21 protein-coding genes are annotated in these 25,828 nt (G+C 69.2%); 4 read left to right on the top strand and 17 right to left on the bottom strand.

Annotated features, from left to right (window positions below):
- Positions 1–25: 25 nt before the first annotated feature.
- The 6 genes from ACIGHN_RS15495 to ACIGHN_RS15470 all read right to left on the bottom strand — a co-directional run bounded on the left by ACIGHN_RS15495 (position 26) and on the right by ACIGHN_RS15470 (position 4,751).
- Positions 26–1,126, bottom strand: coding sequence for a DUF2855 family protein (locus ACIGHN_RS15495; protein ID WP_396505071.1), 1,101 nt, complete (start codon positions 1,124–1,126; stop codon positions 26–28).
- A 251-nt stretch (positions 1,127–1,377) separates the two neighbouring features.
- Positions 1,378–1,761, bottom strand: coding sequence for a DUF1304 domain-containing protein (locus tag ACIGHN_RS15490; protein ID WP_396505070.1), 384 nt, complete (start codon positions 1,759–1,761; stop codon positions 1,378–1,380).
- Positions 1,762–1,837: 76 nt separating this feature from the next.
- A complete protein-coding gene (locus tag ACIGHN_RS15485) occupies positions 1,838–2,254 on the bottom strand; it encodes an organic hydroperoxide resistance protein (protein WP_056409762.1) in 417 nt (138 codons plus the stop codon).
- A 71-nt stretch (positions 2,255–2,325) separates the two neighbouring features.
- The gene (locus tag ACIGHN_RS15480) at positions 2,326–2,790 is read right to left on the bottom strand and encodes a MarR family winged helix-turn-helix transcriptional regulator (RefSeq protein ID WP_056409759.1); all 465 of its coding nucleotides are present in this window, start codon (positions 2,788–2,790) and stop codon (positions 2,326–2,328) included.
- 194 nt (positions 2,791–2,984) lie between these two features.
- The gene (locus ACIGHN_RS15475; protein WP_396505183.1) at positions 2,985–3,815 is read right to left on the bottom strand and encodes a crotonase/enoyl-CoA hydratase family protein; all 831 of its coding nucleotides are present in this window, start codon (positions 3,813–3,815) and stop codon (positions 2,985–2,987) included.
- An 87-nt stretch (positions 3,816–3,902) separates the two neighbouring features.
- On the bottom strand, positions 3,903–4,751 hold the full coding sequence (locus ACIGHN_RS15470) for a 3-hydroxybutyryl-CoA dehydrogenase (protein ID WP_396505069.1): 849 nt from the start codon (positions 4,749–4,751) through the stop codon (positions 3,903–3,905).
- A 178-nt stretch (positions 4,752–4,929) separates the two neighbouring features.
- Here ACIGHN_RS15470 and ACIGHN_RS15465 point away from each other — a divergent pair, with 178 nt between their 5' ends.
- On the top strand, positions 4,930–6,519 hold the full coding sequence (locus ACIGHN_RS15465; protein WP_396505182.1) for a GMC family oxidoreductase: 1,590 nt from the start codon (positions 4,930–4,932) through the stop codon (positions 6,517–6,519).
- Positions 6,520–6,582: 63 nt separating this feature from the next.
- Here the strand turns inward: ACIGHN_RS15465 and ACIGHN_RS15460 are convergent, their stop codons facing one another.
- Entirely contained in the window at positions 6,583–7,443 is an 861-nt protein-coding gene (locus ACIGHN_RS15460; protein WP_056409752.1) for an ABC transporter permease, read from the bottom strand.
- Positions 7,444–7,576: 133 nt separating this feature from the next.
- Here ACIGHN_RS15460 and cynS point away from each other — a divergent pair, with 133 nt between their 5' ends.
- Positions 7,577–8,020, top strand: coding sequence for a cyanase (gene cynS, locus ACIGHN_RS15455; protein WP_396505068.1), 444 nt, complete (start codon positions 7,577–7,579; stop codon positions 8,018–8,020).
- A gap of 165 nt (positions 8,021–8,185) precedes the next feature.
- Here the strand turns inward: cynS and ACIGHN_RS15450 are convergent, their stop codons facing one another.
- The 4 genes from ACIGHN_RS15450 to ACIGHN_RS15435 form a co-directional block, all read right to left on the bottom strand.
- Positions 8,186–8,974, bottom strand: coding sequence for an anti-sigma factor domain-containing protein (locus ACIGHN_RS15450; protein ID WP_396505067.1), 789 nt, complete (start codon positions 8,972–8,974; stop codon positions 8,186–8,188).
- Complete coding sequence (locus ACIGHN_RS15445; RefSeq protein ID WP_056409744.1) at positions 8,971–9,540, bottom strand: sigma-70 family RNA polymerase sigma factor; 570 nt, start codon at positions 9,538–9,540, stop codon at positions 8,971–8,973. Before ACIGHN_RS15445 ends, ACIGHN_RS15450 begins: the two co-directional genes overlap by 4 nt.
- Positions 9,541–9,699: 159 nt before the next feature.
- Positions 9,700–10,290, bottom strand: a complete 591-nt coding sequence (locus tag ACIGHN_RS15440) for a DUF3455 domain-containing protein (RefSeq protein ID WP_056409741.1) — start codon at positions 10,288–10,290, stop codon at positions 9,700–9,702.
- 167 nt (positions 10,291–10,457) lie between these two features.
- Positions 10,458–11,222 (bottom strand): diguanylate cyclase domain-containing protein, encoded by a 765-nt coding sequence (locus ACIGHN_RS15435; protein ID WP_396505066.1) that lies wholly within the window; start codon positions 11,220–11,222, stop codon positions 10,458–10,460.
- A gap of 225 nt (positions 11,223–11,447) precedes the next feature.
- Here ACIGHN_RS15435 and purT point away from each other — a divergent pair, with 225 nt between their 5' ends.
- On the top strand, positions 11,448–12,662 hold the full coding sequence (gene purT, locus ACIGHN_RS15430) for a formate-dependent phosphoribosylglycinamide formyltransferase (RefSeq protein WP_396505065.1): 1,215 nt from the start codon (positions 11,448–11,450) through the stop codon (positions 12,660–12,662).
- A 78-nt stretch (positions 12,663–12,740) separates the two neighbouring features.
- Here the strand turns inward: purT and ACIGHN_RS15425 are convergent, their stop codons facing one another.
- Positions 12,741–13,685 carry an ATP-binding cassette domain-containing protein gene (locus ACIGHN_RS15425; protein WP_396505064.1) on the bottom strand — a complete coding sequence of 315 codons (945 nt, stop codon included), beginning with the start codon at positions 13,683–13,685 and terminating at the stop codon, positions 12,741–12,743.
- A gap of 309 nt (positions 13,686–13,994) precedes the next feature.
- Here ACIGHN_RS15425 and ACIGHN_RS15420 point away from each other — a divergent pair, with 309 nt between their 5' ends.
- Positions 13,995–14,642, top strand: coding sequence for an FMN-binding negative transcriptional regulator (locus tag ACIGHN_RS15420; RefSeq protein ID WP_396505063.1), 648 nt, complete (start codon positions 13,995–13,997; stop codon positions 14,640–14,642).
- A gap of 171 nt (positions 14,643–14,813) precedes the next feature.
- Here the strand turns inward: ACIGHN_RS15420 and ACIGHN_RS15415 are convergent, their stop codons facing one another.
- The 5 genes from ACIGHN_RS15415 to tssH form a co-directional block, all read right to left on the bottom strand.
- The gene (locus ACIGHN_RS15415; protein ID WP_396505062.1) at positions 14,814–15,950 is read right to left on the bottom strand and encodes a GGDEF domain-containing protein; all 1,137 of its coding nucleotides are present in this window, start codon (positions 15,948–15,950) and stop codon (positions 14,814–14,816) included.
- Between the two features lie 329 nt (positions 15,951–16,279).
- The gene (locus ACIGHN_RS15410; protein WP_396505061.1) at positions 16,280–18,841 is read right to left on the bottom strand and encodes an IPTL-CTERM sorting domain-containing protein; all 2,562 of its coding nucleotides are present in this window, start codon (positions 18,839–18,841) and stop codon (positions 16,280–16,282) included.
- Positions 18,842–19,128: 287 nt separating this feature from the next.
- Positions 19,129–20,610 (bottom strand): AMP nucleosidase, encoded by a 1,482-nt coding sequence (locus ACIGHN_RS15405; RefSeq protein WP_056409721.1) that lies wholly within the window; start codon positions 20,608–20,610, stop codon positions 19,129–19,131.
- 82 nt (positions 20,611–20,692) lie between these two features.
- Entirely contained in the window at positions 20,693–23,008 is a 2,316-nt protein-coding gene (locus ACIGHN_RS15400; RefSeq protein ID WP_396505060.1) for a S41 family peptidase, read from the bottom strand.
- A 35-nt stretch (positions 23,009–23,043) separates the two neighbouring features.
- A complete protein-coding gene (gene tssH / locus ACIGHN_RS15395) occupies positions 23,044–25,818 on the bottom strand; it encodes a type VI secretion system ATPase TssH (RefSeq protein WP_396505059.1) in 2,775 nt (924 codons plus the stop codon).
- Between the last annotated feature and the right edge of the window lie 10 nt (positions 25,819–25,828).

The following is a 25,828-nucleotide window of genomic DNA, read 5'->3' as shown; positions in this document are numbered from 1 at the left end:
CCGGGCCCCGCCCATAACGTGCAGCTCAGCCGGCCTGCAAGGTCGCGATGTGCCCGGTGCGCGCGTCGCCGCTGCCTGCCAGCATGTGGGTGAACAGCGCCTGCGTGGCCTCGGGGCCGGCATGGTGCTGCACCGTGAGCCAGGGCGCGGGCGGCGCCTGCACCGTGGTGCTGAAGTGGTTCCAGGCGCGCACCAGCCGCTCGCCCAGGCCCTGCGCGCCCCAGTCGGCGTTGCGTTTCTTGACCTGTGCGGGCGCAAAGAACATCACCGGGCGCGGGCCGGGCAGCTGGCCTGCGCCGCCCAGGTCCTGCACGTGGCTCGCGCCCACGGCGCAGCTGTAGGCCAGCCCGCTGAAGTGCGCGTGGATGCGCTGGCGCAGGCCCACGCTGCCCGCGAAGTCGATGTACACGCTGGGTGTCGCACCGTCGATCTCGGCCTCCAGCGCGTCGTAGGTCACCACGCGGTCGTAGCAGCCCAGGCTTTCGCAAAAGGCCACGTTGCCCGGCGATGTGAGGCCGATGACCTCGATGCCGTCGCGCTGCGCCAGCTGAAAGGCCGTGCCGTACGCCGTCTTGCTCGATGCGCTGGACAGCAGCATGCGGCGCGCGCCGAAGAACTGCTGGTCGTCCAGGAAGTCGTCGATGAGCCACGAGGTGACGAACAGCGGCCGCAGCAGCGCCTGCACGTCTTCGTTGTCGGTGCGGTAGAACGGGTCGGCGGCAGCGCGCAGGTACTGGTTGTAGACCGCGTGCAGGCTGGCGCGGTGGGGCGCGCCGTCGGCGAAGCCTGCGGGCGTGATGCGGTGCGGCGACAGCACGGCCTGGTCGGCCATGGGCCAGTAGCCGTACAGGCGTTCGCCCACCGCCACGTCGGCGCACTGCGACTGCACCACGGTGCCGAAGCCCCACACCGGCACGATGCCCCAGCCTGCCTCGCCGCTGGGGTAGAACTGCCAGTACTGCAGCATCTCGCCCATGGCGGCGTAGGTGATGTTGTTGGCGGTCAGCGCGAACTGGTCGACGCGCACGCGGATCTGGCCGTCGGCCAGCGGTGCGTCGTCATTCACGGTGTGCAGGCGGGTGGTGGCCAGCTGGTCCTGGCGCACGAGAAGGGTGGTGGTGCTCATCCTCACACGCTAGCGCAAACCGCTGCACGGCTCAACCAGGCCCGGGCGCGTGGGCGACACGGCCACGCCCTGCGGTATCCGCTCGTGTCCGGCCGCGTGTGCACGCACGGGGCAGCGCACAGGGCCCAGCCCGTTTGCAGTGGCTGACTGCCAGTTTGCAGGCACGTGGTTGCCATGAAAAATAGCCGCCACCGCTTGTTGTGCAAGCGCTGGCAGCTATTGTTTTGATAGCTTTGGCGGGTGGCCGAAGCTTACAGGCTGCGCTGTGCGGCCGGTTTGTCGAGCGCCAGCACCAGGGCCAGGGCGATGATGGCCGGCAGCGCCTGGGTGAAGAAGATCTTGGGCACGGCGGTCACGCCGCCGAACACGCCGGCCACGATCACGCAGGCCAGAAAGAAGATCTTGAACAGCCGGTTGTTGGTGAACAAGCCCCAGAACAGGCCGGCGGCCAGGAAGCCGTTGTACAGCCCCTGGTTGGCCGCCAGCGTCACGGTGGCGTCGGCCAGCTCCTGGGTCAGGTTGAAGGTCTTGAGGCCCAGAGGCTTGTTCCAGAAGAACATCTCCAGCACCAGGATGTACGCATGCTCGATGGCCACCAGGGCCACGGCGATGCGGGGAATCAGCAAGCGGTTCATGGCAAGACTGGCGAGCGCACGCCAACCACCCCGCCGCGGCCGGCGTGCGGCCACCGCGGGGTCGTCGGCATGGTCTTTACACCAGCGTGATGGTCACGTCGATGTTGCCGCGCGTGGCGTTGGAGTAGGGGCAGACTTGGTGGGCTGCGTCCACCAGCTTCTGGGCGGTTTCCTTGTCCAGGCCGGGCAGGCTGATGGCCAGGCGGGCAGCGATGCCGTAGGCGTTCGGGATGGGGCCCAGGTCGACTTCGGCGTCGATGGACACGTCCTGCGGCACCGGGATGCCGATCTTGCCGCCCACGGCCTTCATCGCGCCGATGAAGCAGGCTGCGTAGCCCGATGCGAACAGCTGCTCGGGGTTGGTGCCCGTGCCGGAGGTGCCGGGCGAGGACAGCTTGACGTCCAGGCGGCCGTCGTCGGTCTTGGCGGCGCCATCACGGCCACCGGTCACGTGGGCCTTGGCGGTGTACAGGACTTTTTCGAGTTGCGTCATGGTGTCTTCCTTTGAGGTTGTTGCCCACAGGCGGGCGGGGAGGGAATCGATGAAAAATTGGGCCGCTGCCGTCAGCGCTGGCCCAGCCGGTCGCGCAGTTGCTTGAGTTCGGTGGTCAGGGCCGTGAGCTCGGGGATGGTGCACTGGCTGCTTTCCAGCACGCAGGGCGGGATGGCCTCTGCGCCCTGGCGCAGCGCACGGCCAGCGGGGGTGAGGGTGATGCGCACCCGGCGCTCGTCCTGCACGTCGCGCAGGCGGGCAATCAGGCCCGAGGCTTCCAGGCGCTTGAGCAGCGGCGTGAGCGTGCCGGAGTCGAGGAACAGGCGCTCGCCCAGCTCGGACACGGTGACGCCGTCGCGCTCCCAGAGCACCAGCATCACCAGGTATTGGGGGTAGGTCAGGCCGATGGCTTCGAGCAGCGGCTTGTACAGCTTGGTCATCGCCAGCGAGGCGGAATACAGCGCGAAGCACACCTGGTTGTCCAGGCGCAGCAGGGCTGGGCTGGGGGTGTCGGTGGTGGGTTTGCTGCGGGCCATGGGGTGAATTGTGCGGCGAATTTGAATTGTGCGCAATTCAATTGTGTAATCTTTTGTTGCCCGTGCGGTTTTGCGGCCGGGTCTGCCGGTGGGCGGGCGAAGGTGCTATTCACGCACGGCGCGCGTGCGGGTGCAAGCCGCGAATGACCCAGGCTCGGGCCAAGGCCGGGGTGAGGGCCCAGGCCGTGGGCCGTTCAGCGGCCGGTGAAGCGGGCAGGCCGCCGCTCCACGAACGCGCGCACGCCCTCGGCCGCGTCTTCGCTGTTGGAGAGCTGCTTTTGCACCGGGATGAACTCGGCCACCGCCGCGGCCTGCCCCTGCTCGATGGCCTTGAGCACATTGAGCCGCGTGGCCACCACGGCCCGCGGCGCCTGGGCCTCGATGCGCTGGGCGATGGCGATGGCCTCGTCCAGCACCTGCGCGGCGGGCACCACCTTCTGCACGAAGTTCAGGCGGTACGCCTCGCTGCTGCCGAACTCATCGGCGGTCAGCAAATGCAGCAGCGCGTTGCCCGTGCCTGCGCGCTCGGCCATGCGCAGCGTGGCGCCGCCCGTGGCCATGATGCCGCGCTGCACCTCCATCTGCGAGAAGCGGCAGTCGTCACCCGCGACCACGATGTCCGCGCCCAGCATAAGCTCGATGCCCACCGTGAAGCAGATGCCCTTGACCGCCACCACCATGGGCTTGGTGCGGCGCCGGTAGCCGGGCAGGCCGTAGTCGTGCGGCTCCACCAGGCCCTCGGGGATGGCCTTTTCGCCGCGCTGCATGTAGGCGCTGACGGCGGGCAGGTCCAGGCCCGCGGTGAAGTGGTCGCCGAACGCATGGAGCACGCCCACGCGCAGTTCGGGGTCATCGTCCAGCCGGGTATAGGCTTCGGCCAGCTGGCGGAACATGGGCGGCGTCCAGCCATTGCGCTTGGCCGGGCGGTTGATGCCGATGAGCAGCACATGGCCGATCACCTGGGTGTCGATGCAGCCCTCGGGCGGGGGCGTGGTGGGGATGATGGTGTGAGCGCTGGCGGGCATGGACATGGCTTGGTGTCTCCTTGCCCGCCATTGAAAACGCTATGAAACCCGAGCGCCGTCCCGCGTGGGACAGCGCCTTTCGAACACTCAATAGCTATAGACGCCGCGCCCGGTCTTGCGGCCCAGGCGGCCGGCCGCGACCATCTCCTTGAGCAGCGGGCACGGACGGTACTTGCTGTCGCCGAACTCGGTCAGGTACACGTCCATCACGGCCAGGCACACGTCCAGGCCGATCATGTCGGCCAGCGCCAGCGGGCCGATGGGCTGGTTGCAGCCGAGCTTCATGCCCGCGTCGATGTCCTCGGGCGTGGCCAGGCCTTCGGCCAGCACGAAGAAGGCCTCGTTGATCATCGGCACCAGGATGCGGTTGACCACGAAGCCGGGCGCGTTCTTCACGGTGATGGGGCTCTTGCCCAGGGCTTCGGCCAGGGCCTTGACGGCGTCGTGCGTGGCGTCGCTGGTCTGCAGGCCGCGGATGATCTCCACCAGCGCCATCATCGGCACGGGGTTGAAGAAGTGCATGCCGATGAACCGGTCTGCGCGGCTGGTGGCAGCCGCCAGCTTGGTGATGGAGATCGAAGACGTGTTCGATGCGATCAGCACCTCGGGCGCCACGATGGCGTCCACCTGCTTCAGGATCTTGAGCTTGAGCTCGTAGTTCTCGGTGGCGGCCTCGATCACGAGCTGCGCGGCCTTGAGGTCGTCGTAGCTGGTGGAGGTCTTGATGCGCGCCAGCGCCGCATCCTTGTCGGCCGCGCTGATCTTTTCCTTCTTGATCAGGCGGTCCAGGCTGCTGGCCACGGTCGCCAGGCCCTTTTGCACTGCCGCATCGGAGATGTCGACCATCACCACGTCAATGCCCGACACCGCGCAGGCCTGCGCAATGCCGTTGCCCATGGTGCCCGCGCCGATGATGCCAACGGTCTGAATCGTCATATAGAGAGCTCTCTTCAAAGTGAAACGGATGGACGGGATGGTAAAGCGAATCGCACGACCGTTCGGTTATCGTGGCCTGGCGTGGATTCGCCCTGCCCGTGTGCAGGGGTGTGCGAACCGCATTTCACTCTACACAAACCGCCCGCGGCACCGCAGGGCGGAGGAGACAGACACCATGTTGTTCGACTACATCGTCATCGGCGGCGGCTCGGCGGGCTCGGTGCTGGCCGGCCGGCTGACCGAAGACCCCGCCGTGCGCGTGTGCCTGCTCGAAGCCGGCCCGGCCGACAGCAGCGTGCTCATCCACTGCCCGGCGGGCCTGGCGGTCATGGCGAAGTTCGAACTCAACGGCTGGGGCTTCAACACCACGCCGCAGCCCGCGCTCAACAACCGCCAGGGCTACCAGCCGCGCGGCAAGGTGCTGGGCGGCTCGAGCTCCATCAACGCCATGATCTACGTGCGCGGCCAGCAGGCCGACTACGACCACTGGGCGAGCGAAGGCAACCCGGGCTGGGGCTGGGACGAGGTGAAGCCGTACTTCCTGAAGGCCGAGCACAACGAGCGCGGCGCCGATGCCTGGCACGGCCAGGGTGGCCCGCTCAACGTGGCAGACCTGCGCAGCCCGCACCGCTTCAGCCACCTGTTCACCCAGGCGGGCGTGCAGGCCGGCCACCCGCACAACACCGACTTCAACGGCGCCACGCAAGAAGGCGTGGGCCTGTACCAGGTCACCCACAAGAACGGCGAGCGCCACAGCGCATCCAAGGGCTACCTCACGCCGCACCGGGCGCGGCCCAACCTGCAGGTCATCACCAGCGCCCACGCCACGCGCATCCTGTTCGAAGGCCAGCGCGCCGTGGGCGTGGAATACCGCCAGGCAGGCGCGCTGCACCAGGTGAAGGCCGCACGCGAGGTGCTGCTGAGCGCGGGCGCGCTGCTGTCGCCCCAGCTGCTCATGCTGTCGGGCGTGGGCCCGGGCGCGCAGCTGCAGCGGCACGGCATCCCGGTGCTGCACCACCTGCCCGGCGTGGGCGCGCATCTGCACGACCACCCGGACGTGGTGCAGGTGCTCGACGCACCCAACCACCGCGACCTGTTCGGCCTGTCGCCCACCGGCATGCTCAACGCGCTGCGCGGCATTGCCGAATGGCGCCGGCACCGCACCGGCATGCTGACCACCAACTTCGCCGAGGCGGGCGGCTTCATCAAGAGCGACCCCACCGAGCCGGTGCCCGACCTGCAGCTGCACTTCGTGGTCGGCAAGCTGGTGGACCATGGCCGCAAGACGGTGCTGGGCCACGGCTACTCGGCCCACGTGTGCCTGCTGCAGCCCAAAAGCCGCGGGTCCGTCACGCTGGCCAGCAAGGACCCGATGGCGCTGCCGCTGGTGGACCCGCGCTTCCTGTCCGACCCCGACGACATGCAGCGCATGGTGCGGGGCTTTCAGCGCCTGCGCGAGATCCTCACCCAGCCCGCCCTGGCGCAGTACGGCGCCCGGGAGCTGCCTGCGTCCGCTGGTGCACAGACCGACGCGCAGATCGAGCAGTTCATCCGCCAGTACGCCGACACCATCTACCACCCCGTGGGCACCTGCCGCATGGGGCCGGGCGTGATGGACGTGGTGGACAGCGCGCTGCGCGTGCACGGCGTGGCGGGCCTGCGCGTGGTGGACGCGTCCATCATGCCGCGCATCGTGAGCGGCAACACCAATGCACCCACGGTGATGATTGCCGAGAAGGCCGTGGACCTGCTGCGCGCCGCCGCGTGAAGGGCTGACGGTCCACCGCGCGGGTGCCTGCGCCCGCGTCGTGGTGGACTGCCGGGCTCTGCGTCAGGCTTTGAAGCGCTTGCGGGTGAGCGCCAGCGCCACCCAGAACGCCACCACCGTGGTCACCACCAGCACCAGCCCGTGGCGCCAGGGGTGGGCGGGCCACTGGTCCATGAACAGCGGGCGCACCAGCTCGACCGCGTTGGTCAGCGGCAGCCAGTCGGAGATCGCGCGCACGATGGGCGGCAGCTGCTCGCGCGGGAAGAACACGCCCGACAGGAACATCATCGGCGTGAGCACCAGCGTGAAGTAGTACGTGAAGAAGTCGTAGCCCTTGGCCAGCGCGTTGAAGATGAGCGCGATGCTGGAGAACATCACCCCCACGAACAGCAGCACCGGCCATGCCACCAGCAGCCTGGGGCTGTGGCTGATGCCCAGCGCCAGCATCACGCACAGGATGGCCGACACGGTGAACAGCGCCTTGAAGGCGGCCCACAGCATCTCGGCCAGCACCACGTCGTCCAGGCTCACGGGCGCGTTCATGATGCCGTCCCAGGTCTTTTGCACATGCATGCGCGAGAAGGCCGAGTACAGCGCCTCGAAGCTCGCCGCGTTCATCGCGCTCATGCAGATCGAGCCGCTGGCCAAAAACAGGATGTAGGGCACCTGCGTGGTGGTGCCCCCCGCGCCGCCCACGTTCACCTGGCCCACCAGCGCCCCCATGCCGTAGCCGAAGGCCACCAGCCACATCAGCGGCTCGGCGATGTTGCCCACGAGGCTGGGAATGGCCAGCTTGCGCCACACCAGCAGGTTGCGCAGGAACACCGGCCACCAGCGGGGCGACAGGTGTGGCGGGCGCCAGTGGGAGGGCTCTTGCGGCGCGTCGGCGATGCCGTGGGCGGGGGACGAAGGTGGGGTCTGCATGCGCCTATTGTGCGGCGTCATCCCGGCGGCCGCCAGCACCTGCGCGGCAGGGCCGCGCGGCGTGCGGGCATGGGCATTGCTTGTGGCTGGGCGTACCCCTTCCAGCCCTTTCACCCCCCCCCGAGGAGACCGCATGAACCGCACCGACGTCACCGAAAAGATCATCAGCACCAAGGTCGCCAAAGGCCTGCAGTGGCACGCCATCGCCAAGAAGGTGGGCCAGTCCAAGGAATGGACCACCGCGCTGTGCCTGGGCCAGATGACCGCCACGCCCGAGCAGGCCAAGGTGCTGGGCAAGATCTTCGGCCTCTCGTCCGAAGAGCAGAAGTGGCTGCAGGTGGTGCCCTACAAGGGCTCGCTGCCCACACCGGTGCCGACCGACCCGCTGATCTACCGTTGGTACGAGGTGGTGAGCGTGTACGGCACCACGATCAAGGAGCTGATCCACGAGGAGTTCGGCGACGGCATCATGAGCGCCATCGACTTCAGCATGGACATCCAGCGCGAGGCCGACCCCAAGGGCGACCGCGTGAACGTCGTGCTGTCGGGCAAGTTCCTCCCGTATAAACAGTACTAACCCCCTGAGTCGCTTCGCGCCTTCCCCCTTTCTCTCGAATTGCTGCGCAATTCGGGAAGGGGGACACCGCCAGCGCGGCGGGGCGGCCCTTGCGCGGCGGTCGCTGGTTGAGAGCGTGCTTTTTTTAGGTGCGGGGGCGACTGGTTACGTCAATGACCCAAGCCGTCAAAGCACCTTGACTGCGCGGCCGATGAACTGGATCGGGCCGGTGGGTTTGCCGATGGGGGAGCCTGTGGGTGGCTCCAGGGTCAGCTCGAAGAGCTGGTTGGGCTGCAGCGGCGGGAGCTTGTCGAGCTGCAACTGCAGCGGCTGGCCCGGCTGCACCAGGCCCAGGGAGACGGGGCCGTTCCAGTCGTCGGCCTTGGTCCAGAATTCGAGCGCCTTGCCGGCGGGCACTTCGGCCACGCCCAGCGGGATGAGGCTGATGGTGCGCGGCGCGCTGGCCTGCACCACCCAGCCCGGTGCCTTGTCCTGCGGCGCCACCAGCACCACCATGAACTGCGTGGGCGCGACCTGCGGGGCGGTGCGGGTGACGAGCACGGCAGCGAGCACGGCGGCCATCGCAAAGCCCGATCCGGCCAGCGCACGCCACAGGCCCAGGTGGTTCCACCAGGCCGATGCGGACTTGGCGGGGTTGGTGCGGGCACCGCGCGGGGCGGTGGCCTGGGGCGCGGCCACGGTGTCCGGGCGGGCGGCCTGCAGGGACGCATCGATGCGCGCCCACAGCGCGGGCGGCGGTGCGATGGGCTCGGCCAATTGGGTCAGCGGGTGCAGCCGGGCCTCCCAGGCCAGCACGGCGTGCTGCAGCGCAGGGTCGGTGGGCAGGCGCTGCTCCAGCGCGCGGCGCGCGGCGGCGGGCAGGGTGCCCAGCACGTACTCGCCGGCCAGGGTGTCATCGTCCTGCGGTGGCAGAAGTGCCGCGTTGTCCGTGTGGGTGTCCGTGGGCCCGGTCATGCCATGCACTCCCGCAGCGAGGTGAGGCTGCGCCGTATCCAGGCCTTGACGGTGCCCAGCGGTGCGCCCAGGCGCTCGGCGATCTCACCGTGGGAGCAGCCGTCCACGTAGGCGTGCAGCACGCAATTGCGGCGCGCGGGGTCCAGCGCTTCCAGGCAGTGCTGCAGACGGCCCAGGCTGGCGTTCAGCTCGAAAGCCTCGGCCACCTCGCGGTGGGCGAGTGCGGCCTGCGCGTCCTGCAGCGCTTGGGTGGTGTCGTCGTCCACATCGGCATGGCGGCCCGCGTCGCGTACGGCGTTGAGCGCCAGGTTGCGCACCACGCTGTAGATCCAGCCGCGCGCGCTGCCGCGCTGGGCGTCGAAGCTGGCAGCGCGGGTCCAGATGTTCAGGCAGGCGTCGTGCACGATGTCCTCCGCCAGGGCGCGCTGCCGCACGATGCGCAGCGCCACGCCCAGGAGCCGGGCGCCTTCGTGTTCATAGAGCCTGCGCATGGCCTGGCGGTCGCCGGCCGCGCAGGCGGCCAGCGTGGCTTCGTAGTCGAGGTCAACAGGCGGCTCGTGGGGCACGGTGGGCAGGTGTGGGGGCGCGTCGGCGGGATGGGTGGGTCTGCCGGGGAAGCCCCGGCGGCACACATCGTACCGGGCAATGCGCCCCACACCCGCGCAGTCCTGCGCAGCCCAAGGGAATTAGTGGGCGGCCCCGCCGGGCTGCGGTGGGGCGCAGGCTTACGCGGCCTTCCAGAAGATGTAGTCGGCCTGGTACTTCACGATCTGGCGCTCGCCCTTGTTCGTGGCCGTGCAGGCTGCGGCAGGCGCCACGCCGCCCTTGAGGGCCACGCGCTGGATGTAGGTCACGCCCGTCATCGCGCCCGAGCCCATGGCCGGGTTGGCCTTGACCAGCTGGTAGGGCAGGTTGCCGGTGCCCGATGGCGCCACGGCCAGCTGGGTGGCCGTGAGCTTGGAGCCGTCTTGCGATTCCCACGTGGCGGGCGGGCCGTAGTAGGTGCCCACTTGCTTGCCGCTGCGGTCGTTCAGCACGGCCTTGGGGCCCACGAAGAACCATTCGGTCTGGCCGGGGGCGTTGGCCTTGTCGCGGCATTCGTAGGTGATCTCGCCCACACCCACGGTTTCCATGGCGACCTTGTGGCCCGCGGGCACCTTGATGGTGTCGGGCAGGCCGTCTTGCGAATACATCATGGGGCGCGAAGACGATGCGGAAGACGAGGACATCGATCCGCAGGCCGTCAGCAGGGCGGCGGCCGTCACGGCGCCAGCGATGGCCAGGGTGCGCGAGGACAAGGTCAGGGTGGTGTTCATGGCGTTCTCTTTCTTCAGTTGGGTGGAAAGGACAGCGGCCGGTGAAGATCGGCTGCTGCAGGTACTACCCACGAGAACGCCATTTGGATGCAGGCTGCGCAAAATATTTTTTTATGGGCCCGCCGCCGGGGTGGGCGGCGTGCACGCAGGCCGGCGCGTTGCCGGCCTCAGCCCGTGCGCAGTGGCGCCTGCTTGGGCGAGTAAGCCCACACATTGCGCCCGCGGTGCTTGGCCTCGTACAGGCCCGCGTCGGCAAACGCGATGAGCTCGTCCACCGTCTGCCCATGCTCCGGGAAGTGCGAGATGCCGATGCTGGTGCCGATGTCGGCCTGTCCCGCCGCCAGCGGAAACGGCTGGTTGAGCGCGGCCACCATCTGGCTGGCGATGGCCTGGGCTGCCGCGGCCTCGGCGCACCGGGGCAGTACGCACAGGAACTCATCCCCGCCCAGGCGGGCCAGGGTGTCGCCCTCCTGCAGGCAGGCCGACAGGCGCTGGGTGACCTGCACCAGCAGCTCGTCGCCCGCGGCGTGGCCCAGGGTGTCGTTGACTTTCTTGAACCGGTCGAGGTCCAGGAAGAACACCGAGAACTGCACCTGCCGCGTGCGGGCGTCGGCCACGGCCTGGCGCAGGCGGTCGCGGGCGATCATGCGGTTGGGCAGGTTGGTGAGCGGGTCCAGGTTGGCCTGCTCCAGCTCGCGCCGGGTCTGGTCCAGGTCCTCGATGCGGCATTCGAGCTCGAACTCGCGCGCCTCCAGCTTGACCACCATGTGGGCGAACGATTCGGCCAGCTGGGCCAGGGTGCTGTGCGGGGGCAACTGGCCGGTCATGGCCATCAGGGGTTCGACGGCATGCAGGTCGCCCTGGTGGGCGATGCGCTGCATCACGTCGTTCAGACGCTGGAGGAAAAGCTGGTCGTGGTCGCCGGAGGTCAAGGGGGCTCCATGGGTGGGTGCGCGTGGCGGGGGGCTGTCCGGCGGGCCGGGGCAGGCCGCTATCGTAGGAAAAGGGCGGCAGGGGCGCAAGCACTTGCGCGACCGGGGCGCGGTCGGCGGGGCGGGCGGGTGCATTACAGTCGCCTGCACCGACCCGCCAGCCCATCGACCGAGTCCGCGCGCGTGGGTGCAGCCCCCAACCCTTCGATTTTCTGAAAGCCTGACATGACCACCCTCGGAACCCCCCTGTCGCCCCATGCCACCAAAGTCATGCTGCTGGGCTCGGGCGAGCTGGGCAAGGAAGTGCTCATCGCCCTGCAGCGCCTGGGCGTGGAGACCATCGCGGTAGACCGCTACGACGACGCACCCGGCCAGCAGGTGGCGCACCATGCGCGCACCATCACCATGAGCGACCCCGCACAGCTCAAGGCGCTGATCGAAGCCGAGCGCCCGCACCTCGTGGTGCCGGAGATCGAGGCCATCGCCACCCCCATGCTCGAAGAGCTCGAAGCCGCCGGCACCGTGCGCGTGATCCCCACCGCCCGTGCCGCACGCCTCACCATGGACCGCGAAGGCATCCGCGTGCTGGCGGCCGAAACGCTGGGCCTGCCCACCAGCCCGTACAAGTTCTGCAATTCGCTCCAAGAGCTGCAGGCGGCCATCGATGGCGAGAATGGCCAGGGCATCGGCTACCCCTGCATCGTCAAGCCCGTGATGAGCAGCTCCGGCAAGGGGCAGAGCAAGATCGACGGCCCCGCCGACGTGCAAAAGGCCTGGGATTACGCCATGGCCGGTGGCCGCGTGAGCCACGGGCGTGTGATCGTCGAGGGCTTCATCGACTTCGACTACGAGATCACCCAGCTCACGGTGCGTGCCGTGGGCGCCAGCGGCCAGATCGAAACCCACTTCTGCGACCCCATCGGCCACGTGCAGGTGAGCGGCGACTATGTGGAAAGCTGGCAACCCCACCCCATGCACCCGGCCGCGCTCGAAAAATCGCGCCAGATCGCCAAGGCCGTGACGGACAACCTCGGCGGCCAGGGCTTGTTCGGTGTGGAGCTGTTCGTGAAGGGCCAGGACGTGTGGTTCAGCGAGGTGAGCCCCCGCCCGCACGACACGGGCCTGGTCACGCTGTGCACCCAGCACCAGAGCGAGTTCGAGCTGCACGCCCGCGCCATCCTGGGCCTGCCGGTGGACACCCGCCTGCGCAACCCCGGCGCCAGCGCCGTGATCTACGGCGGCGTGGAAGCCCAGGGCATCGTCTTCGACGGCGTGGACGAGGCGCTGCGCGTGCCCGACACCGACCTGCGCCTGTTCGGCAAGCCCGAGAGCTTTGCCAAGCGCCGCATGGGCGTGGCCCTGGCGCGTGCGTCCGATGTGGAGACGGCCCGCACCAATGCCAAGCTCGCGGCCAGCAAGGTCAAGCCACGGGTGGCGTAAGCGGGCGGTTGTGGTGAAAAAGGCCGCTACCGCTGGGTGGTCGGCCTTTGTTTGCTACTAGATCAGTAGCAATCGCTGTCAACCGTCCTCGCGGATCTGGCGGCCCGTGAGTTTCAGGAACAGGTCCTCCAGGTTCGCCGGCCGGTGCAGCGTGCGCAGGTGCGGGTGCGCGCCCAGCGCCTGCAGCAGCGGCTGGGCGTTCTGGGTGTAGAAGAACACCGTCTCGCCGCTGATCTCCACGCGCGCCGCCAGGGCGCGCAGCGCGGCGTCCTCGGCCAGCGCCACCGCGCCCAGGCCGAAGACCTCCACAACGTCGGGCTCCAGGTGCTGGGCGATCAGCTCGCGCGGGCGGCCTTCGGCGATCTTCTTGCCGTGGTCCAGCACCAACAGGCGCGAGCACAGGCGCTCGGCCTCGTCCATGAAGTGGGTGGTCAGCAGGATGGACTTGCCCTGCTGCAGCAGCAGTTGCAGGCGCTCCCACATCAGGTGGCGGGCCTGGGGGTCGAGGCCGGTGGTGGGCTCGTCCAGCAGCAAGAGGCGCGGGTCGTTGACGAGGGCGCGGGCCAGGCTCAGGCGCCGCTTCATGCCGCCCGACAGCTCCCCGGGCTTGGCGTGGGCCTTGTGCGTGAGGGCGGCGAAGTCGAGCAGGCGCGGCACCCGCTCGTCCATCATCGCGCCCTTGAGGCCGAAGTAGCGGCCGAACACGCGCAGGTTCTCGGCGCAGGTGAAGTCCGGGTCCAGCGTGTCGAACTGCGTGACCACGCCCAGCTGCGCCTTGATGGCCAGTGCGTCGCGCGGCATATGCAGGGCCTGCGCGCCGGGCTCGGCAAAAAAGCGCACCGCCCCGCCGTCCGGCGCCGTGAGGCCCAGGCACATGCGGATGGTGGTGGTCTTGCCCGCGCCGTTGGGCCCGATCACGCCCAGGCATTCGCCCGGGGCGATGGCAAAGGAGACATCGTTCACCACGGTTGTCTCGCCGTAGCGTTTGCGCAGTTGCTCAACTTCAAAGAGTGCGGAGGTCATGCACCGATTGTGTGCGATGCGGGCGCCCCGGGCATGGCACCCGTGCGTCGCGCCCGCGACGGCCGCCGGCGCTGGCCTGCGGCATGGTGCGTGGCATAGGCCCTGCCACGCCATCCCATGCCCCATCGCGCCGCATGCCATGAGACCCGCGTTGGAGTGGTCTGCGGCACCGCGCTGTCGTTCCCCGCATGCAGGCAGTGGGCGCTATGCCCCGCTGGGCGCGGGCCGGCACGGTGCCAGATTGAACCCGTCGACGCCGCCTGTTTCGGACCGCCATGCAAACCCCCACCTGAATCTGAATCCACAACCATGCACAGCCAGCCCCTCTTCCAAGCCGACGACCCGAGCGAACTGCACGCGCTGATGCGCGCCCACCCGCTGGCCACCGTGGTCACGCTGTCCACCTTGCCTGCGCTACCGGATGGCGCGGGGCTGCAGGCCGACCTGCTGCCGCTGGAGGTGGTGGCAGAACCGGGCGGCGCCGTGCGCCTGCGCGGCCATGTGGCGCGGCGGCACGGCATGGCGCAGTCGGTGCCGGACGGTGCCGAGGTGCTGGCGGTGTTCCAGAGCCCCAATGCCTACATCTCGCCGCGCTGGTACGTGAACGGCCAGCGCAGCGGGCGCCTGGCACCCAGCTGGAACTACGCCGCCGCCGAGGCCCGTGGCCGCCTGCATTGGGTGGACGATGCCGGCTGGATGCGCACCCACCTGGGGGCGCTGGCCGCGGCGCAGGAAGGCGGCCGCGCGCAGCCCTGGTCCATCGGCGATGCGCAGCCGGCCTTCATCGATGAGGCGGCGGCACGGCTGGTGGGGTTCGAGGTCTTGGTGGACCGGCTGGTGGGCAAGCGCTTCCTGTCGCAGCAGCGCACCGAGGCCGACCGGCGCAGCGTGATCGCGCACCTGCTGCAGGAACCTGCCGGTGCCGCGCGGGACGTGGCGGGGCTGATCAAGCCCTGAGGCTGACCCTGCGGGCGCCGGTCCGTGCCCGCGTCTGCGATCCGCATGCCACCTGCATGCCCCGCAGGTTCCAGCGCCGCCGCCGTTCCGGATGTTGAGCGGGAAAAACGCCTCTACCGCTGGATGGGAGCGCGCCAGGCGCTATCAATAGCGTAGCGCCATGCCCCAGCACTACGGTGCCGCCATCAGGCGCCCCCGGCCCGCGGTCTTGGCCTCGTACAGCGCGCCGTCGGCGCGGGCCATCAGCGCGGCCAGGCTGGCCTCGCCGGGCACCAGGGCGGCCATGCCCACGCTGTAGTCCAGCACGAAGCCCAGTTCGGCCGCACTCGCATCGTGCAGCCGGTGGCGCAGGCGCCGGTCGAAGGCCACGCCCGCAGCGGCCGTGTTGTGCAGCATCAGCACGGCAAACTCCTCGCCGCCCAGCCGGGCGATCAAATCGCCGCTGCGGCAGGTGTCGCCCAAGAGGCGCGCGAACAGCTGCAGCGCGCGGTCGCCCGCGTCGTGGCCGTGGGTGTCGTTGATCTGCTTGAAGTGGTCCAGGTCCAGCATCAGCGCGGTCAGCGGCAGCCGGTGGCGCCACGCGTGGGCGAGCAGGTTGTCGCCCTGGTTGGCGAAGCCGCGCCGGTTGAGCAGCCCGGTCAGGCCGTCGGTCATGGCCAGCGTGCGCAGCTTCTGCTCGGCCTCGTAGCGCCAGGCCACCAGCACGGCCACGGTGCCCAGCACCAGGCTCACGTTGGTCGCCAGGGCCGCGGCCAGGTTGATCGGGTGCGGCGAGCGAAAGCTCGGGTACTGGTCGGTGAAGGCGCCCAGCAGCCCGCGCGCCAGGGTGAACACCGCGGACGTGAGCAGGCAGCCCAGCAGCACGCTGCGCCAGCGCACGTCGGCCAGGATCAGCGGGTACAGCGTGGCGCGCGCCACGATGCACAGGATGGCGGCCATGAGCCCGTTGGCCCAGCCCACGCGCCAGGCATAGTGGTCGAAGCCGAGCGCGTAGCCCAGTGGTGCGGCGACCACCAGCGCCAGCAGCACCCGGCGCAGCGGGCGCGGCCCCAGCCACTCTTCCAGCGCCCGGTACAGCATCCACTGCGCGGCGGCGTTGCAGGCGATGGAGATGGTGGACAGCGTGCGGTCCCACAGCGAGCTCGACGCGATGATCGCCGCCCAGGCCAGCGCCTGCAGCAGCAGGCTGGCCTGCACGTGGCGCGCCGCCCGGCTCACGTCCCGGCCCATGATCAGCGGCAGCGCGGCCGAGATCATGAACAGGTTGGCCGCCATCGCGGTCATGAGCGTGAGGAAGTCTAGTGGCATCTGCTGCGGCCCCGGTCCGGTTGGCTGCAATCCCACGTGGCACCACTGCGCGGGCTACGGCATCGCTGGCGTTGCGCCGGGCCGGTGCGCGTCCCACCGACGGCGAGGTCGTCGGTGTGGTGGGGACTGGAAACACCCGCGTGTTGCCAGACAGTGCGGGCGTGGCGCCGTTCCCGGGCGACCCCGACCTTGCCGCCACAGCGCTCGGTCCGTGCAATGAATGAAAGGGTGCATGCCATCGTCAGCGCATCAGATTGAACGTCCGGGCAGTATACGAAAGGGCAAGCAGCTCCTAATTCAGTAGCATTGTCGATGGAGCTGCCTTGGGCCTATCGGTCAGCACGCCGTCTGCGCCAGGCGAGGCCCGACAGCAAAAGCGACATGGCGACCACACCGTAGGGCGACAGTGCGGGGATTCCGACGGGCTCGGCAGCTGCCAATACCAGGTTCAGGTTGGCCGTCGCCGCCGCGTAGGCCCCGTTGCCCGCCTGTGTCGCGATGATCCCGCAGGTGCCCGCACCGACCATGGTGACCGTGGTGCCCGCGACCGTACAGATGGCTGGCGTGGTGCTGGTGTAGGTGACCGGCAGGCCTGAGCTGCTGGTGGCTGCAGGAAGTACGAAGCTCGTGCCTGCCCGAAAGGCTGGCACCGTCGGCAAGGGCCCGATGCTGATCGTTTGCACGAGCAGAAAAGTGGCCGTGACGCTGCAATCTGCCGTGACGTTCGCCGTGGTGTAGACCGTTCCTGCCAGAGTGCCGCCGCACCCGGTGGCGCTCGCGACATAACCGGAATCCGCCGTCACCGTGACCGTGGCCGGGCGCCCCGGCAGCGCGCTCTGGCTGGCGGGGTTCACGCTGCCGTGGCTGCCCGCCGTTGCGGTCACGACGGGGTTGGCCAGCAGGTTGGCCGTGAATCGGGCCACGAAGGCGTCTCGGGCGCCGCCGCCGAAGACTGGCTGGGCGCCGCCCGTGGTACCCGTCAGGTTGTTCGATGCCGTGGTACCCGCAATGACGTAGTTGCCACCGCCATCGATCAGGATCGCAGGGATGTCCTCCCGGCCGCTGCCGCCGAAATAGGTGGCCTGGGTCAACACCGTGAGGTCGTTGTTGAATTTGGCAATGAGCCCGTCGCTGGAGCCCCGGTACACGGACTGGTATCCACCGGCGGTTCCCGGCAGATTGGTCGATTCACCGGTTCCGGCGACGATGACATTGCCGGCCGCGTCGATCACCATGGTGGAGGCCAGGTCGAAGCCGTTGCCGCCGTAGTAAGTGACCTTTTGCACCGCGGTCAGGTCAGGGCTCAGCCGGGCGACGAAGACGTCCACGCTGCCGCCAAGGGCGCTTTGAGCCGCTCCGGCCGCTGGCAGGTTGGGGCTTGCGGTGTAACCCGCGATGAATACGTGGCCGGCGCTGTCGACGGCCATGGTGGCCGTGTTCTCGTCCATGGTGCCGCCGAAGTAGGTGGCCTGTTCCAGCGAGGTCAGATCGGCGCTGAAACGGGCGACGTAGCCGTCGTAGCGCCCGCCGTGCGCAGGCTGGGCACCGCCTGCGGTCATGGGGAGATCGGTAGACCAGTGGGTGCCTGTGATCAGCACCTTGCCGCTGCCGTCGATCGCAATGACCGACGCGAAATCGAGTCCGCTGCCGCCGTAGTAGGTGGACTGCAGGAGCGTCTTCAGGTCGGGCGCAATGCGGGAAACGAAGGCATCGCGGGCGCCGGCGTGGTTCGGCCGTCCGCCGCCGGTCCTGCCCGGAAAATCACCCGACTGCGTGGTACCGGCCACCAGGAGGTTGCCACCGGCGTCGAACACGATGGATACGATGCCGCCGTCCGACTCGTCCCCGCCGCCGCCCAGGTAGGTGGCCTGTTGCAGCGTGGCCATGTCGCCGCTCAGCTTGGCGAGGAATGCATCCATGCCCCCTGCCTTCGCAGGCTGCAATCCGCCAGCGGTACCCGGAAAGTTGGTCGAGGAGGTGTTGCCCCCCACATAGATGTTGCCCGCCGCGTCCAGGCGCATGCTGCGGATCTGGTCATCGCCGCTGCCGCCCAGGTAGGTGGTCTGCAGCAAGGTCGTGAGGTCGCTGCTGAACTTGCTGACATAGCCGTCCGTGCTTCCGACCAAGGCGGGTTGCATCCCACCGGTCGTGCCGGGAAAAGGGGTGCTTCCTGTGAAGCCGCCGACCAGAATATTGCCGGCCGCGTCTCGCGCGATGGTGAGCGCCTCGTCGGCGGCACCGCCGCCCAGGTAAGTGGCCTGCAGCAGCGGGTCGATCACGAGGGCGCGAGAGCGGTCATAGTCGCCCACCTGGAAGCGGTAGCCCGTGCGGTCGGCCAGCAACGCATAGTGCACTGGCACCTCGACGCGTCGACCGGTGGTGTCGAGCTGGAAGGCGATCGGTGCGGTGAACGCCACCTCGCCATGGCCCGTGGCGGCCATGAGCGCACCATCGGGCGCCAGGCGCAAGCCCGCTGTTGTTCCCTCGATGGACAGGCTGATGCTGCCCGGATCGGCACCGGGGGCGACCGTGAAGAGTTTCTCCACATTGCTGCCGCGCGCGGCCAGAGAGACGCTGATGCCCGGCCAGGCGTCGCCCAGGGCGATGCTGGAGAAGGTCGCGATGTCCGTCGGCCAGTGCGCGGGGTTGGAGCCCTGAAAGCGGTTGACCCGCACCGGGCTGGGATTCAGGCCCGAAGGTGCCAGCGCTGGCGTGCCGTCCAGCTTTTCCACCAAGGCCCAGCCGGGCCCACGCTGCGCTGGCGCGGCAGCGCCGTGGCTGGCCGCGGACCGGGGCATTGGCTCAGTGGCCCGGCCGGCCAGAGCGTGGACTATGGTGCCGTCCTTGGTGATGTAGAGAGCACCGGCAAATGTTCGTGCACCGAAGGCCACCTCGGGTGCAAACTGGCCCTGGTTGGCCTCGAAGGGAACGGCGATGCTGTGGTCTGCATGGTGCCGTACCTGCGAGGGCGTGGGCTGCGTCGGGCTGGCCGTGGCCGGAGGGCTTGCGGCCCAGGCGTGGAGCCCACTGGCAGCCAAGAGGCCCGTCAACGCTGCAACTACCCCCCATGTTTTTCGATGTGCGCGTTGGGGGGAGTTCAATAGATGCATTCAGTGAGGGCGCTTTCACGCAGTGTGTGAGCAAGTGTAGGCGCCTTCCCCCACGCCCCACCGCAAACTCACTGGAAAGCCACCTCGGCGAAGCTGCGCAGCTTGCGGCTGTGCAGGCGGTCCACCCCGCCGTTGCGCAGGATCTCGATGGCCCGCATGCCGATGCGCAAGTGCTGGTCCACCCGCTCGCGGTAGAAGTGGTTGGCCATGCCGGGCAGCTTGATCTCGCCATGCAGGGGCTTGTCGCTCACGCACAGCAGCGTGCCGTAGGGCACCCGAAAGCGGAAGCCGTTGGCCGCGATGGTGGCGCTTTCCATGTCCAGCGCCACGGCGCGGCTTTGGCTGAAGCGGCGCTGGGGCATGTTGTCGGGCAGCAGCTCCCAGTTGCGGTTGTCGGTGCTGGCCACGGTGCCCGTGCGCATGATGCGCTTGAGCTGGTCTTCGGGCACCTGGGCCACGTCGGCCACGGCTTGCTGCAGCGCCATCTGGATCTCGGCCAGCGCCGGGATGGGCACCCACAGCGGCAGTTCCTCGTCCAGCACGTGGTCCTCGCGCACATAGGCGTGGGCCAGCACGTAGTCCCCCAGCTGCTGGCTGTTGCGCAGGCCGGCGCAGTGGCCCAGCATCATCCAGGCGTGCGGGCGCAGCACGGCGATGTGGTCGGTGATGGTCTTGGCATTGGCCGGGCCCACGCCGATGTTGACCATGCTGATGCCGCTCGCGTCCTTGCGCACCAGGTGGTAGCCGGGCATCTGCGGCAGGCGCGGCGGGGCGTTGCCCAGCTCGTCGCCGGGCTGCGCGGGCAGGCCGGTGCGGCGGGTGACCACGTTGCCGGGCTCGATGAAGGCCACGTACTCGCTGTCGGGCTTGGCCATTTCCGAGTGGCCCAGGCGCACGAACTCGTCGATGTAGAACTGGTAGTTGGTGAACAGCACGAAGTTCTGGAACCACTCGGGCGCCGTGCCGGTGTAGTGGCGCAGGCGGTGCAGCGAATAGTCCACGCGCGGCGCGGTGAACAGCGACAGCGGCTGCGCCTCGCCCGGGCGTGCCTGCCAGGTGCCGTTGGCGATGCCGTCGTCCATGGCAGCCAGGTCGGGCAGGTCGAACACGTCGCGCATCAGCATGCGGCGCTCGGCCGTGAGCGTGCCTTCGATGTGGTCGTGCTCGGCGAACGAGAAGTGGATGGGGATGGGGTGGGCGCTGGTGCCCACCTCCAGCTCGACGTTGTGGCTGGCCCGCAGCAGGCGGAACTGCTCGGCGTAGTACCGGGCGAACAGGTCGGGCCGGGTCAGCGTGGTCTCATACCGCCCCGGGCCCTCGACAAAGCCGTAGGCGAGCTTGGAATCCGCCCGCGCCACGGTGGTGGTGTGCACCCGCACGAAGGGGTAGAAGGCCCGCACCGCACTGGTGGGCGTCTCGCCCGCCACGAAGCGCTGCATGGCCTCGCGCAGGTGGCCGATCTGCTGTTGATAGATGCGCTGCACCTGGGCCAGCGCTTCGGCCGGATCGGTGTGGCGGGTGGGGGCGTGGAATTCGGGGATGAGGGGCATGCTCTATTTTCGCTTGCCCGCGGTCCCGCAGGAGCGCGGGCGGTTTTTCAGGGGGAAGAAGCCGCCGCGGCGGCGATGCCGTTCAGCGGCCCTGGGGCCTGCCATCGAGCCACTGCACGGCGGCGTCCAGCACGGGGTCGCCGCCTGTCATGGCGCGCTGGACGAACCCGGCATCCACGGGTACCCGCAGGTTGGGCTCGACGCCCTTGGCGAACACATAGTGCTCGCCGTTGGCGCCGATTTCGGCCACGGTGGGGGCGTGCACGACGATGTCGCCGGGCAGCAGGACGCGGGTGGTCATGCCGACCGCCCCGGGCGTCGCTTCCGTGGCCACCACATGCGCGCGGCCGGCCTTTTGCAGCCAGACCGAGAACATTTCGCAGGGGCCCGTGCAGTCCGGGCCTGTCAGCAGCACCAGCGGCGCGCTGTAGTAGCCCGCGCCCTGGGTGAACAGCGGCAGCTGCGGTGGCAGGCCCAGGCTGCCCCGGGTGCGCCACACCTTGGCGGTCGCGTCCACCTGCCGCTGCGCATAGCCCTGCAGCCTGAGCGGGCGGTCGTACGAGAAGAACGACGCGGCATAGTGGGGAACCAGCTGGTACGCGCCGTGGTTGGCGCCCCGCAAGTCCAGGATGAGGCCGGGCAGCCGCGCCTGGTTCACCGTGGCCAGGCTGCGCTCCCACACGTCCAGGTTGCCGCCGCCGTCGGCGAAAGAGCTGAGCGCGATGTACCCATACTGGCGGCCCGACTGGCTGCGCAGCTGAAATCCCGAGAGCGACTCATTGTTGGGCGGCGTGCCCGCCGACTGTGGCCGCTCGGCCATGCGTTGCCGCAGATCGATGGTCTGGTCCTTGCCGTCCTGCCGCACCTTGAGGACCATGGCTTCGCGCTCGTAGGCCATGAGCTTGAGGGCATCGTGGCGCCGGCTGGCCTCGGTGGCCCGGTTGGAGTAGCGCGACGCACGGCCTATGTAGTGCGCGATGCTCTCGCCGTTGACTTCCACGATCTCCGCACCCGGGCGCAGCCCGGCCAGCTCTGCCGCAGAACGCGGCGCGACGCTGCCGACCATGGCCCGCCCGTCGGGCAGCCACCAGACGCCCGGCAGCGGCAGCGGGGTGATGCCGCGTGGCTGCCATTGCCCGGCCAGGCCCGTATCGAGCCCGGCGGCAAGTCCTGGCGACCCGCCCGCCCCGCGCACATCGACCCGGAACAGGCCGTCCTGCAGGCGGGCCCCGATGTCGGCGTAGATCTGGCCCATCGCCAGGCGATCCTTCTGGTCACCCGCCTGGCGGACCTTGTCCGCCAGATCACCGTGCAGGCGCCCCCAGTCCATGGGCTGCGCGCCGCGGAAAGGGTAGCGCTCCTGCATCACGCTGGTGAAGGCCTTGAAAGCGTCGCCGGGGGCCAGCCGGGACAGGTCGATGTCGGTGGTGGACTGCACGCCGTACTGGGACAGCGCGATCTCGCGGCTGCGGTCGAAGCTGAAGCCACGGCTGTCCAGCGTCACCACGGTGTAGCCGCGTGGCAGCCGCACCATGGGGTCGTCCGCGGTAAAGAGCCTGCCGTCCGCACCGAACCCGGCGGGGAACGCCGCGCCGGCTTCGCTGGCCCACACCAGCAGCTTGCCGCCCACGGGCTCCATGGCCAGGTCCGGCTGCAGCGGCCATTCCATCTGCACCGAGCTGGTGGTGAGCATGGCGTGCTGCTCGATCGCATCCAGCGCCCTGCGGCCGGCGCGGCGCGGCAGGTGGGTGTGCACGGACAGCGCGAAGATCTTCACGCCCGGGCCCGACGCGCGCGCACGGCCCGAGCCCAGGTCGAACAGCGTGCCCGGGGGCGACGACGGAAGGTCGATGGACACGGCGGAGCTGTCCGCGCGGGGCGTGGCCAGCAACTGGTCTTGCGCAGGCGTCACGTGCGCGGCCTGCCGCTGTATGAAGTAGGCGCCCTGGTCCAGCAAGGCCACGAGGGTGTTGCCAGCGGCCATGGGGTCGCCGGCGCCGCGCTCCAGCGCCGCGATGAGCCGCAGGGGGCCGCCCTCGTCGCGGGCCATCACCGCAGGCCCGGTGGGGGCCTGGAACGGCGTGCCGTTGCGGTTGTTCCAGGCCTGGCGGCCGGCGTCCATGACCTGGCCGCCGGTGGACATCACCTGCTGGCCGGTGGACACCGCGCTTTCTCCACGGCTCATCACCTCGCCCGCGCGGCCGATGTTGCCGAGCATCCCGGCCTGTGCCAGCGCCCACACGGGCGCGAGCGCCAGAGCCGCCACCAGGGCGGCCTGCGCGCCGCGGGTTCTTCGACCGCTCGCGCGGCGCGCCCCGCTGTGCTGCGGTGCAGGGCCGGGCAGGGCGCGCGCGGCGCGGGGAGGGGAGGGAGCGCGGAGCAGGCGGACGATGGGCATGGTGGCTTGGGCGTCGAAGGGGAGGGCGTTCGGACTCAGGCGTAGCGGATGACGAAGTCGTTGTCGGCCGCGCTCACGTCGATGCTGGCGATGGAGTGGGCATCCACCGACGCCTGCAGGAACTCCATGGCCAGGCGGGGCAGCAGGTTCTGCGTCAGGATCGCGTCGATCATGCGGGCGCCGGATTCGACCTCGCTGCAGCGCTCGCGGATCAGTTGCACCGCGCTGTCGTCGAAGTGGAACTGCGCGCCGTGGTTGGCCTCGATGCGGTTCTGGATGCGGCGCAGCTGCAGGCGGATGATCTGCTCGAGCATCGCATCGGAGATCGGGTAGTAGGGCACCACCGTCAGGCGGCCCAGCAGCGCGGCCGGGAACTTGTCGAGCAGCGGCTGGCGCACGGCCTTGGTCAGTGCCTCGGGGCCGGGGATCAGGTCCGGGTCGTTGCACATGCCCGCGATGAGCTCGGAGCCCACGTTGGAGGTCAGGATGATCACGGTGTTCTTGAAGTCGATGTAGCGGCCTTCGCCGTCTTCCATCCAGCCCTTGTCGAACACCTGGAAGAACATTTCGTGCACGTCGGAGTGGGCCTTCTCGATCTCGTCGAGCAGCACCACGCTGTAGGGCCTGCGGCGCACGGCCTCGGTCAGCACGCCGCCCTCGCCGTAGCCCACGTAGCCGGGCGGCGCGCCCTTGAGCGTGGACACGGTGTGCGCTTCCTGGAACTCGCTCATGTTGATGGTGATGAGGTTCTGCTCACCGCCGTACAGCGCCTCGGCCAGGGACAGCGCGGTTTCGGTCTTGCCCACGCCCGAAGGGCCTGCCAGCAGGAACACGCCGATGGGCTTTCCGGGGTTGTCCAGTTGCGCGCGCGCGGTCTGGATGCGGCGGGTGATGGCCTCCAGCCCGTGGCGCTGGCCGATCACGCGTTTTTCCAGCGTCTCGGTCAGGGTCAGGACCGACTGCACTTCGTCGCGCACCATGCGGCCCACCGGGATGCCGGTCCACTCGGCCACGACCTCCGCGACCACGCCCGCGTCGACCACGGGGTGCAGCAGCGGGTCGTCGCCTTGCAGGGCCAGCAGTTCCTTGCGCAGCGCTTCGAGCTCCGCCGCGGTGACCGCGGGCTGGGCCGGGGCCGCCGCCGGGGAGGGCGCTGCCGCTGCTGCCGCGCCGGCTTCGGTGCCATTGCCGGTGCCAGTACCGTTGGGGGCCGCGTCGGTGGACGCTGCCTGGGCGGCGGTTTCTTTTGGCGCGCGGGCGGTGCGTGCGGCCATCAGCGCGTTCTCTGCGTCGACGATGCGCTGGGCCAGTTCGCTTTCGCGGGACAGCCGCTCGGCCAGGGTGTCGTGTTCCTGCTGCAGGCGCTCGAGCGAGGCCGCCAGTTCATCGAGGCGGCCGGCATCGGTGACGCCGAGGGACGCCTCGCGCTCGACCACGTCGAGCTCCACCCGGATCGCCTCTTGCTGCCGGGTCACGGATTCCAGGCGCGCTGGCGTGGAGGTCAGGGCCATCGCGACGCGCGAGCATGCGGTGTCCATCAGGCTCACGGCCTTGTCGGGCAGCTGGCGCGACGGAATGTAGCGGTGCGAAAGGCTCACCGCCGCCACCACGGCCTCGTCGGCGATCCGCACCTTGTGGTGCGCTTCGAGTTTGGCGGCCACGCCGCGCAGCATGTGCACGGCCTTGGGTTCGTCGGGCTCGTGGATGTGCACCAGCTGGAACCGGCGTGTGAGGGCCGGGTCTTTTTCGATGTACTTCTTGTATTCGGCCCAGGTGGTCGCACCGATGGTGCGCAGCACGCCGCGCGCCAGCGCCGGCTTGAGCAGGTTGGCCGCGTCCCCGGTGCCTGCCTGGCCGCCGGCGCCGATCAGCGTGTGGACTTCGTCGATGAACAACACGATGGGCGTCGTGCTGGCCTGCACTTCGTCCAGCAGCGAGCGCAGGCGGTTCTCGAACTCGCCCTTCATGCTGGCGCCGGCCTGCAGCAGCCCGACGTCCATCACGCGCAGTTGCACGCCGCGCAGCGGCGGCGGAACGTCGTCCGACGCGATGCGCAGCGCCAGGCCTTCGACCACCGCCGTTTTGCCGACGCCGGCCTCGCCCACGAGGATGGGGTTGTTCTGCCGCCTGCGCATGAGGATGTCGATCATCTGGCGCACTTCCTCGTCGCGCCCGGTGACCGGGTCGAGCTCGCCATTGCGGGCGCGCTCGGTCAGATCGACGGTGTAGCGCTGCAGGGCTTCCTGCTTGCCAGCGCCCAGCGGCGATGTCGCGCCGCTCGCCTCGCCGGGCGTGCCTTGCAGGCCGGAGCCATCGGCCGCCTGGAGCTTGGCCTCTGGCGACAGGGGCAAGACCTTGGGGAATGCGTCGCTCAGGCCGGGCTCGCTGATTTTCTCGAATTCCTTTGAAATGGACCGCAGCTCATTGGCGAGGGTGCGGGTGCGCAGCATGCCGGAGAGCCAGTAGGCGCTGCGGATCTGCGATTCGTTGAACATCAGCGTGGCATACACCCAGCCGCGCTCGATCGACATCTCGATCTGGTCGGAGAAGTCGGAGATCGCCGTGGCACCGCGGGGCAGCCGGTCGAGGCTGCGCAGCACGTCCGCGGCAAGCTGCTCTGCATCCACCTCGAAGTGGCGGAACACCCTGAGCAGGTCGGAATCGTTTTCCTGCAGCAACTGGTGCAGCCAGTGCACCAGTTCCACGTACGGGTTGCCCCGCAGCTTGCAGAACACCGTGGCGCCCTCCAGCGACTTGAAGAGCAAAGGGTTGAGTTTTCCGAACAGGGCAAGGCGGCTGATCTCTGACATGGGCGTGAAG

The organism is Acidovorax sp. NPDC077693 (genome assembly GCF_044542805.1).
Classification (GTDB): Bacteria; Pseudomonadota; Gammaproteobacteria; order Burkholderiales; family Burkholderiaceae_C; genus Acidovorax.
This window is presented reverse-complemented; position numbering and strand designations above follow the sequence as displayed.

Bases quoted from the DNA above. Each gene is read 5' to 3' on its own strand.
- ACIGHN_RS15495 (WP_396505071.1), bottom strand. From the start codon at position 1,126: ATGAGCACCACCACCCTTCTCGTGCGCCAGGACCAGCTGGCCACCACC.
- ACIGHN_RS15490 (WP_396505070.1), bottom strand. From the start codon at position 1,761: ATGAACCGCTTGCTGATTCCCCGCATCGCCGTGGCCCTGGTGGCCATC.
- ACIGHN_RS15485 (WP_056409762.1), bottom strand. From the start codon at position 2,254: ATGACGCAACTCGAAAAAGTCCTGTACACCGCCAAGGCCCACGTGACC.
- ACIGHN_RS15480 (WP_056409759.1), bottom strand. From the start codon at position 2,790: ATGGCCCGCAGCAAACCCACCACCGACACCCCCAGCCCAGCCCTGCTG.
- ACIGHN_RS15475 (WP_396505183.1), bottom strand. From the start codon at position 3,815: ATGCCCGCCAGCGCTCACACCATCATCCCCACCACGCCCCCGCCCGAG.
- ACIGHN_RS15470 (WP_396505069.1), bottom strand. From the start codon at position 4,751: ATGACGATTCAGACCGTTGGCATCATCGGCGCGGGCACCATGGGCAAC.
- ACIGHN_RS15460 (WP_056409752.1), bottom strand. From the start codon at position 7,443: ATGCAGACCCCACCTTCGTCCCCCGCCCACGGCATCGCCGACGCGCCG.
- cynS (WP_396505068.1), top strand. From the start codon at position 7,577: ATGAACCGCACCGACGTCACCGAAAAGATCATCAGCACCAAGGTCGCC.
- ACIGHN_RS15450 (WP_396505067.1), bottom strand. From the start codon at position 8,974: ATGACCGGGCCCACGGACACCCACACGGACAACGCGGCACTTCTGCCA.
- ACIGHN_RS15440 (WP_056409741.1), bottom strand. From the start codon at position 10,290: ATGAACACCACCCTGACCTTGTCCTCGCGCACCCTGGCCATCGCTGGC.
- purT (WP_396505065.1), top strand. From the start codon at position 11,448: ATGACCACCCTCGGAACCCCCCTGTCGCCCCATGCCACCAAAGTCATG.
- ACIGHN_RS15425 (WP_396505064.1), bottom strand. From the start codon at position 13,685: ATGACCTCCGCACTCTTTGAAGTTGAGCAACTGCGCAAACGCTACGGC.
- ACIGHN_RS15420 (WP_396505063.1), top strand. From the start codon at position 13,995: ATGCACAGCCAGCCCCTCTTCCAAGCCGACGACCCGAGCGAACTGCAC.
- ACIGHN_RS15415 (WP_396505062.1), bottom strand. From the start codon at position 15,950: ATGCCACTAGACTTCCTCACGCTCATGACCGCGATGGCGGCCAACCTG.
- ACIGHN_RS15405 (WP_056409721.1), bottom strand. From the start codon at position 20,610: ATGCCCCTCATCCCCGAATTCCACGCCCCCACCCGCCACACCGATCCG.
- ACIGHN_RS15400 (WP_396505060.1), bottom strand. From the start codon at position 23,008: ATGCCCATCGTCCGCCTGCTCCGCGCTCCCTCCCCTCCCCGCGCCGCG.
- tssH (WP_396505059.1), bottom strand. From the start codon at position 25,818: ATGTCAGAGATCAGCCGCCTTGCCCTGTTCGGAAAACTCAACCCTTTG.